The sequence below is a fragment of the Roseateles sp. genome, assembly GCF_031397715.1.
Taxonomy (GTDB): Bacteria; Pseudomonadota; Gammaproteobacteria; order Burkholderiales; family Burkholderiaceae_C; genus Paucibacter_A.
On the sequence record NZ_JANNMI010000227.1, the window covers coordinates 1 to 9,119 of the forward strand.

A 9,119-nucleotide genomic window follows, 5' to 3' on the forward strand; every position below is an offset into this window, starting at 1 on the left:
GTCAAGCCGGGCGCCATCTTCATCGACGTGGGCAACAATCTCAATGAGGAAGCCAAACTCTGCGGCGACGACGACTTTGACGGCGTCAAGCGAGTCGCCGGCTGCATCACGCCGGAGCCCGGCGGCGTAGGGCCGATGACGATCACGATGCTCTTGGTCAACACGCTCGAGTCGGCCGAACGAAGTGCTGCGGAGACCGTATGAACAACCCCTTGCTTTCCACCGCCGCCCTGCCCGCTTTCGCCAGCATCAAGCCCGAGCACATCGCCCCGGCGATTGAGCAACTGCTGAGCGAGTCGCGCACAGCGCTGGCCACCGCCACCTCGGACGCCACGCCGGCCGACTACGACGCGCTCTCGGCCAGTCTCGGTGTCGCCACCGAGCGCCTGGGCCACGCCTGGGGCGCTGTCGGGCACCTGAATGCCGTTGCCAACACGCCCGAGCTGCGCGAGGCCTATAACGCGATGCTGCCGGCCGTCACCGAGTTTTTTACCGAACTCGGCGCCGATGAAAAGCTCTATGCCAAGTACAAGGCAATCGCCGCCGGCGCCAGCGAGCTGAGTGCGCCCAGGCAGCAAGCGCTGAAGCTGTGGTTGCGCGACTTCGTGCTGTCGGGTGCCGAGCTGCAAGGCGAGGCCAAGGCCCGCTTCGCGGCGATCCAGGAGCGCAGCGCCGAACTCGGCCAGCAGTTCTCCGAGCATGTGCTGGACGCGACCGACGGCTATGCCCATTACGCGAGCGCCGAGGAGTTGGACGGCGTGCCGGCCGACGCCGTCAGCGCAGCACTTGAAGCCGCCAAGGCAGAGGGCAAAGAAGGCCACAAGCTAACCTTGCATTTCCCCTCATACTTGCCGGTGATGCAGTACGCCAGCAACCGCGACTTGCGTGCGCGCCTCTACCGTGCCTACGTGACGCGCGCCAGTGAGCTGGGCGACAAGCCCGAACTAGACAACACGGCCATCATCGAAGAACTCTTGCGCTTGCGCCATGAAGAGGCGGCGCTGCTCGGATTTGCTAACTTCGCCGAGGCGGCGATGGTGGCCAAGATGGCCGATTCGCCGACCCAGGTCTTGGATTTCTTGCGCGATCTGTCACGCCGCGCCCGCCCCTTTGCCGAGAAGGATTTGGCCGAGCTGCGCGACTTCGCCGCCGCCAACTTGGGGCTGAGCGAATTGCAGCCCTGGGACAGCGCGTACGCGTCCGAAAAGCTCAAGGAAGCCCGCTATGCCTTCAGCGACCAAGAGGTCAGGCAGTATTTCACCGTGCCGCGCGTGCTGGCCGGGCTGTTCGACATCATTGAGCGCCTGTTCAATGTCAAGATCAGCGAGCAGCCGGCCGAGGTTTGGCACGAGTCCGTCAAGTTCTACCGCCTGGACAGACCTGCTGCCCCCACGTCGCCGCAAACGGCTCCTGCCCCCCGAGGGGGTGCCGGAGAAGTCTTGGGGCGGCCCGGCGACTCCCCCGATGGCGCCCTGGTCGGCCAGTTCTACCTCGATCTCTATGCCCGCCCCGGCAAACGTCCCGGTGCCTGGATGGACGAGGTGCGCAGCCGCTGGGCGCGGCCGGACGGTGCGCAACAAACGCCGGTGGCGCAGCTGGTCTGCAATTTCTCGTCGCCCACAGCGGACCGACCCGCACTGTTGAGTCATGATGATGTGACCACGCTGTTCCACGAGTTCGGCCATGGCCTGCACCATCTGCTGACCCAGGTGGATGAGCTGGGCGTGTCCGGCATCTCCGGCGTCGAATGGGACGCCGTCGAACTTCCCAGTCAGTTCATGGAGAACTTCTGCTGGGAATGGGAAGTGATTCAGCAGCTGACCAGCCATGTCGACACGGCTGCGGCGCTGCCGCGCGCGCTGTTCGACAAGATGACGGCGGCCAAGAATTTTCAGAGCGGCCTGCAGACGCTGCGCCAGATCGAGTTTTCGGTCTTCGATATGCGCTTGCATGCCGAGAGAGGCAGCGAGGTCGCTGTGCAAGCGCTGCTCGACGAGGTGCGCGGCGAGATCGCCGTGATGGCGGCACCCGCCTTCAACCGCAGCCAGCACAGTTTTTCACACATCTTCGCGGGCGGCTATTCGGCCGGCTACTACAGCTATAAATGGGCCGAGCTGCTGAGCGCCGATGCCTGGAGCGCCTTCGAGGTCGAAGGCGTCTTCAATGCCGCTTGCGGGCAGCGTTATCTGCAGAACGTGCTAGAAGTGGGCGGCTCGCGCCCGGCGATGGAGAGCTTCAAGGCCTTTCGCGGCCGCGAGCCGCAGATCGACGCCTTGTTGCGGCACCAAGGCATGGCCTGACATTGGCTTCACAGCGGGGTTTCTAGACTGCGTCACCCTCTCACTTTCGGAACCCCACCATGAAGCCCCGCCATGCCTGCCCAAGCCAAGCGCGATTGCACCGGCTTCGACGGCATCTGCTGGGCTGGGCCTTGGCCGGCGCTTGTTCGCAGCTTCAGGCGTCCACTGCCCAGCCAGAACTGCATTTCTTGACCACCGAATACCCGCCCTACTCTTCAATCAAGCTGGAGGGCGGCGGCGCGATGGAATGGGTGTTGCGGGCTGCGCTCGAACCGCGCGGCTATGTGGTGCACATCCGCTCAGTGCCCTGGGCGCGGGTTTCGCGCGAGATTGCGCAGGGCCGCGCTGATGGCGTGATGTTGCTGTGGCCGAGAGATGTGAAGGAGCTGGGCTTGCTGCCCACGCGGCCGGTGTTCGTCAGCCATTTGGGGTTTTTTGTGCGGCGCGAGCAATGGCGGGCGCAGGGCATGAACTGGCAGGCCTTGAAGGGCCAAACCGTGGGCATCGTGCGCGGCTACGCCTACCCGGATCAATTGCGCGAGACCGGCGCGGCCTTGGAGGAGTCGATCAGCGACTGGACCAATTTGAAGAAGCTGGCGGCCAAACGGTTCGACTTTGTTGCGCTGGAGCGCGCGACGGGCGAACACCAACTGGCCCAGGAGGGCGGGGGCGAGTTGGCGCGCAGCATTGTTTGGCAGTCGCCGGCGCTGGTTAGCATTCCACTGACCTTCGGCCTTGTGCCGGGTCGGCCGGGCGCAGAGGCCCTGCTGACCGAACTTGAGCTGGCGCTGCAGCAGCTGCGGGGGCAACCCGCCTTTGAGTCCATGCTGAAACGCTTTCACGTCGAGGCGGTCGCTAACGGCCCGCCAGCGCGACCTCCAAAACCCAAGCCGCGCTGAGATCCGCTGCGCTCAGTCTGGCCTGCTCGCCTTAGACTTCATCAAGGCTTGTCCTTGAAGTCCCCCACCGTCGAAATCACAAAACCATCCGCCTTGATGTGGCGCCGCCAAGCCGCATTGACCTGCGCCAGCGTGGCCGTTTGAATGGCCGCGTCGCGGGCCGCCACATAGGCCCAATCCTTGCTGCGGTCGGCCAGCAAATTGAGCGTGCCTGCCAGTTGCCCCTCATTGGCGCGTGACTGCAGCCGGGCTTCGGCAAGATCCTTCTTGGCTCGCTGCAACTCGGCCTCGCTGATGCCGACCTCAGCCATGCGGCGCAACTCGTCTTGCACCAAGGCGATCACCGCGTCGCGGTTTTGTGGCGCAAAACTGCCGCCGATGGACAGGTTCGCATCATTGCCCCAGAACGGGGCATTCAAACCGGCGCCGATGCCGTAGCTCAGGCCCTCTTGCTGACGCACCCGCGTCGACAAACGGCTCTCCATGCCGCCGGCGCCAAACACCTGGATGGCCAGGGTCAGCGGCACAAAGTCGGCGTCCGCTTCGCTGAGCTTGAAGTCGATTCGCATGCGCAGTGCGGCATTCGCCTTGTCACGCGCGCCCACATCAAAACGCGCGGCGGGAATGGCAACGTGAGCCGGACTGTGGCGCACAAAAGGCGGCGCGCCCGCTTTCTTCCAGCCGCCAAAAAGCTGCTCGATGGCCAGATCCAGCCCTTCCGGCAGCGCCCCCACCACCGCCACCCGCGCCTCATTGGCCGACCAATAGTCGGCATGGAAAGCGCGCACATCGGCGCGCTGAGTCGCCTGCAACTGCACCACTTGCTCATCCAGGCTCAGTTGGTAGTCGGGTGCGCCCAGTTGCACGCCCAAGGCACGGTTGTAATGCCCGCGCACGGCCTCGCGCCGCAAGACCTCCAACTCCTGGCGTGACGACTGCAGGCCCGCCAAGCCGGCCTGCTTGATGCGCTCGAAGGCCTCGACCGGCAGCGCCGGCGCTTGCAGCACGGCGGCGGCGAGCTTCAAGACCTCGATCACTGTGCCTTGCTCGGCCGTGATGTTCAAGGTCGCACCCTGATCACCGCCCTGGATGCTCATATCGGCCTTGAGTCGGATCAGCGCATCTTGCAGCGCCTGCTTGCTCAAGCCTGCGCTGCCTTCCATCATCAACTCACCGACCCAGCCGGTACCACGCCGCGCGAAGGTCGCGTCGCGTTCACCCCAGCGCAGCTGCATCTGCAACTGCACGGTGTTGCCGCGTGTTTGCTTGGCCAAGGTTTGCAGCTCAATCCCGCTGGGCAGAACTTTGCTCACAGTGCGCTGCTGCAGATGCGCCGGCGTCGGATCAAAACGCTCACCCGCCTCGACCTTGGGCGGGCCTTTCAAATCGGCCAAACGCAGGTCCAACGGCGGCGCGGCCGGAATCTCCACCCGTGTGACGACTTCAGCCGGCACATAGCGGCCCAGCGTGCGATTGGCCGGCTGCAAATAGGCTCTCCTCACCCGCTCCACATCGGCCAGCGTGACGCGCGGGATGTCCTCCATCAGCTGAAACAGCAGGCGCCAGTCGCCGGCACCGAGCAGGCCGGAGATTTGCTGAATCAGCGCCTCCGGATTCTTCATCTGCTCCCGGTAGGAATTCAGCGCCACATCGCGCACGCGCTGCAGCTCATCCTCGGTGAAGGGCTTGCCGACGCGGCCCTCGACCAGGTCGAGCAGCAACTTCTCGACCTTGTCGGCGTCCGCCTGCGTGGGCGGAATCGCCAGCGCCGTGATGCCACCGGGCGAATGACCGCCCAAACCGCCCAGGCCCGCATGCAGGGCCAGCTTGCTTTCGACCAGTTCTTTGTACAACTGGCCGCTCGGCGGCATCGACATCAGCAAACTCAGCACCAGCAGCGGCGCCGAATCGGCATGCGCGATCGCCGGCACATGGTAATAGGCCAACAGCGCGGGCTGACCGCCGACGCGGCGCACCACCACGGTGCGCTCGCCGTCTTGAGCCGGCTCTTGCGTGTAGGTCTGCGCCAAGGGTTCAGCGGGCTTCTTCAAGGGGCCAAAATGCTCGGCGATCTTGGCCAGCGTGGTGGCTGGATCAAAGCGCCCGGCCACCAGAATCGTCGCGTTATCGGGCCGGTAATGGCGCTTGTAAAAGGCCTGCAAGCGCTCAATCGGCACATTCTCGATATCGCTGCGCGCGCCAATGGTCGAGTTGCCGTAAGGGTGCCAGTCATAGGCCAGCGACTGCACGCGCTGGTACAGCACCTGCATCGGCTCGTTCTCGCCGCGCTCGAACTCGTTGCGCACGACGCTCATCTCCTTGTCCAGATCGGCGCGTGCGATGAAGCTACCCACCATGCGGTCGGCCTCCAGCGCTAACGCGAAGTTCAAAGTGTCTTGGTTGGCGTTGAAGGTCGCAAAGTAGTTGGTGCGGTCATTGGTGGTGGTGCCGTTGAAGCGGATGCCCTTGGCGGCGAAAGCGCCCGGAATGTCGCGGTGTGTGGGCGTGCCTTTGAAGACCATGTGTTCCAGCAAATGCGCCATGCCGTACTCGCCCTGCGACTCATGCCGGCTGCCCACGCGGTAGGTGATGTTGACGGTGGTGGTGCTCTGCGCCTCATCGGGGAAGAGCAGGATCTGCAGGCCATTGGCGAGCCGGTACTCGGCAATGCCGCCGAGCTCACGTACGAACACCGCTTGGCTCTGTAGCGCCGCCGCAGTTGGCGAGGCCTTGGCCTCAACTGGCGCCGGCGCGAGCACCTGGGCCAAGACCAGCACCAACAAAACACCCGACAATCGAAACGGAATTTGCAACATAGAGGGCCAAGTCTGCAATGAGAATTCATCAATGTCGGGCATTCTGGGGCAAGAATACCCACCGGCTTTTTTGCACCGACAGCCATCCCCGACAATAGCCACCCTATGAAGACACCGAAAAGATTGCAGTCCCTGCTTGACGAAGGCCTGATCGACGGCGTATCGCGCCAGCTGATGAGCGGCAAAGAGGCCCAAGTGTTCGTCGTCCAGTGCGGCGGAGAAACCCGCTGCGCCAAGGTCTACAAAGAAGCCACCCAGCGCAGCTTCCGCCAAGCGGTTGACTACACCGAGAACCGCAAGGTCAAGAACAGCCGCGAGGCTCGCGCGATGGCCAAGGGCAGCAAGTTCGGCCGCGAGAAGCAAGAAGAAGCTTGGCAAAGCGCCGAGGTCGATGCGCTGTACCGCCTGGCCGGTGCTGGCGTGCGGGTACCCAAGCCCTTCAACTTCTTCGAGGGCGTGCTCTTGATGGAGCTGGTGATGGACGCCGACGGCTCGGCCGCGCCGCGCCTCAACGATGTGCAATTCACGCCGCAGCAGGCCTGGGCGCACCACGCGACGCTGGTGCAAGAGGTCGTGCGCATGCTCTGCGCCGGCATCGTGCACGGCGACTTGTCGGAGTTCAATATCTTGCTGGCGGCAGACGGGCCAGTCATCATCGACCTGCCGCAGGCGGTCGATGCGGCCGGCAACAACCACGCCAAACGGATGCTTTTGCGTGACGTCGAGAATCTACGTAACTTCTTCGGCCAATTCGCCCCCGATCTGCTGAATAGCGACTTCGGCCATGAAATATGGGCCCTGTTCGAGCGCGGCACGCTGACGCCGGACGCGCGCCTGACCGGCCGCTTTGTGCACCAGAACCGGCCGGTCGATCTGCGCGGGGTGATGCGCGAAATCGACGACGCCCGTGATGAAGATTCGGCCAGGCGGCTGCGCATGCAGCAGCAGTAAATAGTCGCCAAGCGAGCAAACAAACGGTTCAAGCAAGTTCTCAACCCGGAGGATGTGATGGCAACAAGCAAACTCAAGTCGGTCGTGGTGCATGTCAGTGACAGGCCCCGCTCGGCGCAGGTCGTGGCACTGGCGCGACGCTTCGCTGCTGCGTTCGAGGCCGATTTGGCGGCCGTGCATGCGGTGGCACCCAGCAACACCGGCGCATATCTGTCGCCCGAGGCCGCCAGCATGGCGCTGGACCTGCACGAGGGCGAAGACCAGCGCCGCGTGGAGCGTGCCCGCAAACTCGTCAAGGCGGCCGGCGGCGACATCCGCTTCAGCAGCGAGATGGGCGACTCCTCGGGGGCGATGGTGCAAATTGCACGCAACTGCGACTTGTTGGTGATGAGCCAGCAAGACCCACAAGCGCCGGACGGCTCGGCCGACGGACTGCTCGGCCGCTTGCTGGTCTCGGGCGGCTGCCCGATCTTGTTTGTGCCCTACGTCAACGACACGCCGCTGGAACGCTGCGGCGAGCGCGTGCTGGTGGCTTGGTGTGATAAGCGCGAAAGCGCGCGTGCCTTACGTGACGCGCTGCCGTTTTTGCAGCGGGCCAAGCACGTCGAGCTGGTGCGTTTTGCCGAAGTTGCCGAACTCGGCCCCGAGCCGCTGCTGCGCCCGCAAGCTTATCTGCGTCTGCACGGCATTGAGTCCACGCTGAAGGTCTTGCATCAGCGAGAGCCCTCGCTGGGCGAGCGGCTGATGTCGTCCTTCATGCCCGACGCCTCGGTCGCCGAAGCCTTGCTTTCGCATGCTGCCGACAGCGACAGCGACCTGATCGTAATGGGCGGCTACGGCCAAACCCGGCTGTGGGAGTTAGTGCTGGGCGGCGTCACGCGCCAGGTGCTGCATTCAATGACGGTGCCGGTGCTGATGTCGCACTGACAGTTCGGCGCCGTCAAAGCAGGTCGAGCGCCGCGCTTCCAGCCACCGCAGCAGTTGCGCCAAAGGCATCGGCCGAGCGTTCAAATAACCCTGAATCAGGTGGCACCCCAAGGCCCGCAGGCGCGCTTGCTGCGCGGCCGTTTCTAAGGGTTGAAAACGGCAGGCTTTGCAGGCGATGCAAGCATGACTAGCCGCTGCCGAGTCATCCAGCTGGAGGTGGAAGCCGGCCTCGCCGAGCGGGTCCAATTGCTGCTTGGCAAAGTCGGCGTTATGGGCCAGCGCCGACTCGGTCAATTCGAAATGACACCAATTACTCGCTCATCAACGGCTTGGGCGAGCAATTGATGTGGACTACATGGGCCTGACTAACGGCCAATAACACCGGCAAGGCTTTGATGGCTTTGCGCGGCATTGGCCGCACCCTACTCGGTGATCAGGCCGGTCTCCTCGGCCACCGGAATAGAGCGCTCGGGCGAACAATAGCCGCCGTCCAAAGGTCAGCGCGCCAGCGCCTCGACGCGGCGCGCAAACTGCTGCCCGCCCAAGCGCGTCACGACATTGAACGCCCGCACCCACTGCTCCAGCGTACGAGCGACTTGCACCAGCAGGAAGTAGCCGGCCTCATGACCGAGTGAGTCATTGATCAACTTGAAGTCGTCTTGTCGATCAAGAGCGCCGCCCTTGCTGCCCCATCAGATGGTCAAGCCGCTCAAACAAGAGGCGCCGGTTGCCCAGGCCGGTCAGCGCGTCGGTGCACACATTGCGCTCCAAGTCTGCGCGGCAGCGGTCGATTCACCTAGGAGCCCGGGCGGCAGAAAGCGGCAATAGCGTTCTCGAAGAGCGACGAAGTCAAAAATGGACCGCTGCGGCCGACTTGCAGCCGCCGATTTTTCTGCCCCCGGGCTCCTTGGCGACGCGGTGATCCAGGCCCGCAACTTGGCCGAGAGCCTGCAAGTCGTGTTTGATGCCGGCGCCAAGCGAATCTTGTTGCCCATGTCCAGCTTGACCAACATCCCATCGGTACCAGGCGAGCTGTTCGCCAAATTCCAGAGCCGCCTATATTCGAACCCGGTGGATGCGGTGTTCAAGGCGCTGGCGGAGGAGCGAGGGGCGGGAGGCTTTGCTTGAGCCGAAAACGATAGGGTAATGCAGGCCCAGCGCTGATTTTTCCACTCACCGATGATCAGGCGGCGTACTCCTGATCCCCAAAAAACCGCCGCTTCGGT

At 63.9% G+C, this 9,119-nt stretch carries 7 protein-coding genes and 1 pseudogene; 6 read left to right on the forward strand and 2 right to left on the reverse strand.

What is annotated here, in order from left to right; all coding sequences use genetic code 11:
• From RMO57_RS09660 to RMO57_RS09670, 3 genes and pseudogenes are all read left to right on the forward strand, one after another.
• Positions 1–204 (forward strand): annotated as a pseudogene (locus RMO57_RS09660) (bifunctional methylenetetrahydrofolate dehydrogenase/methenyltetrahydrofolate cyclohydrolase); the annotation flags it as partial.
• Positions 201–2,300, forward strand: coding sequence for a M3 family metallopeptidase (locus RMO57_RS09665; protein WP_310386082.1), 2,100 nt, complete (start codon positions 201–203; stop codon positions 2,298–2,300). The pseudogene RMO57_RS09660 and the gene RMO57_RS09665, both read left to right, overlap by 4 nt.
• 59 nt (positions 2,301–2,359) lie before the next feature.
• Entirely contained in the window at positions 2,360–3,199 is an 840-nt protein-coding gene (locus RMO57_RS09670; RefSeq protein ID WP_310386084.1) for a transporter substrate-binding domain-containing protein, read from the forward strand.
• Between the two features lie 41 nt (positions 3,200–3,240).
• Here RMO57_RS09670 and RMO57_RS09675 read toward each other — a convergent pair whose 3' ends face one another.
• Complete coding sequence (locus tag RMO57_RS09675) at positions 3,241–6,015, reverse strand: M16 family metallopeptidase (RefSeq protein WP_310386087.1); 2,775 nt, start codon at positions 6,013–6,015, stop codon at positions 3,241–3,243.
• 105 nt (positions 6,016–6,120) lie between these two features.
• Between RMO57_RS09675 and RMO57_RS09680 the strand changes: the two genes are divergently transcribed.
• Together RMO57_RS09680 and RMO57_RS09685 are read left to right on the forward strand one after the other, a co-directional pair.
• Positions 6,121–6,966: a PA4780 family RIO1-like protein kinase gene (locus RMO57_RS09680; RefSeq protein ID WP_310386089.1), complete on the forward strand. Its 846-nt coding sequence runs from the start codon at positions 6,121–6,123 to the stop codon at positions 6,964–6,966.
• Positions 6,967–7,023: 57 nt separating this feature from the next.
• The gene (locus RMO57_RS09685) at positions 7,024–7,893 is read left to right on the forward strand and encodes a universal stress protein (protein ID WP_310386091.1); all 870 of its coding nucleotides are present in this window, start codon (positions 7,024–7,026) and stop codon (positions 7,891–7,893) included.
• A gap of 497 nt (positions 7,894–8,390) precedes the next feature.
• Here RMO57_RS09685 and RMO57_RS09690 read toward each other — a convergent pair whose 3' ends face one another.
• Positions 8,391–8,540 carry a diguanylate cyclase domain-containing protein gene (locus tag RMO57_RS09690; protein ID WP_310386093.1) on the reverse strand — a complete coding sequence of 50 codons (150 nt, stop codon included), beginning with the start codon at positions 8,538–8,540 and terminating at the stop codon, positions 8,391–8,393.
• A gap of 208 nt (positions 8,541–8,748) precedes the next feature.
• On the opposite strand from RMO57_RS09690, the gene RMO57_RS09695 reads away from it, so the two are divergent.
• On the forward strand, positions 8,749–9,021 hold the full coding sequence (locus tag RMO57_RS09695; protein ID WP_310386094.1) for a peptidase: 273 nt from the start codon (positions 8,749–8,751) through the stop codon (positions 9,019–9,021).
• The last annotated feature ends 98 nt before the right edge of the window (positions 9,022–9,119 follow it).

Excerpts from the sequence above, each read along its gene's own strand:
- RMO57_RS09665 (WP_310386082.1), top strand. The coding sequence starts at position 201 with ATGAACAACCCCTTGCTTTCCACCGCCGCCCTGCCCGCTTTCGCCAGC.
- RMO57_RS09695 (WP_310386094.1), top strand. The coding sequence starts at position 8,749 with ATGGACCGCTGCGGCCGACTTGCAGCCGCCGATTTTTCTGCCCCCGGG.
- RMO57_RS09670 (WP_310386084.1), top strand. The coding sequence starts at position 2,360 with ATGAAGCCCCGCCATGCCTGCCCAAGCCAAGCGCGATTGCACCGGCTT.
- RMO57_RS09675 (WP_310386087.1), bottom strand. The coding sequence starts at position 6,015 with ATGTTGCAAATTCCGTTTCGATTGTCGGGTGTTTTGTTGGTGCTGGTC.
- RMO57_RS09685 (WP_310386091.1), top strand. The coding sequence starts at position 7,024 with ATGGCAACAAGCAAACTCAAGTCGGTCGTGGTGCATGTCAGTGACAGG.
- RMO57_RS09680 (WP_310386089.1), top strand. The coding sequence starts at position 6,121 with ATGAAGACACCGAAAAGATTGCAGTCCCTGCTTGACGAAGGCCTGATC.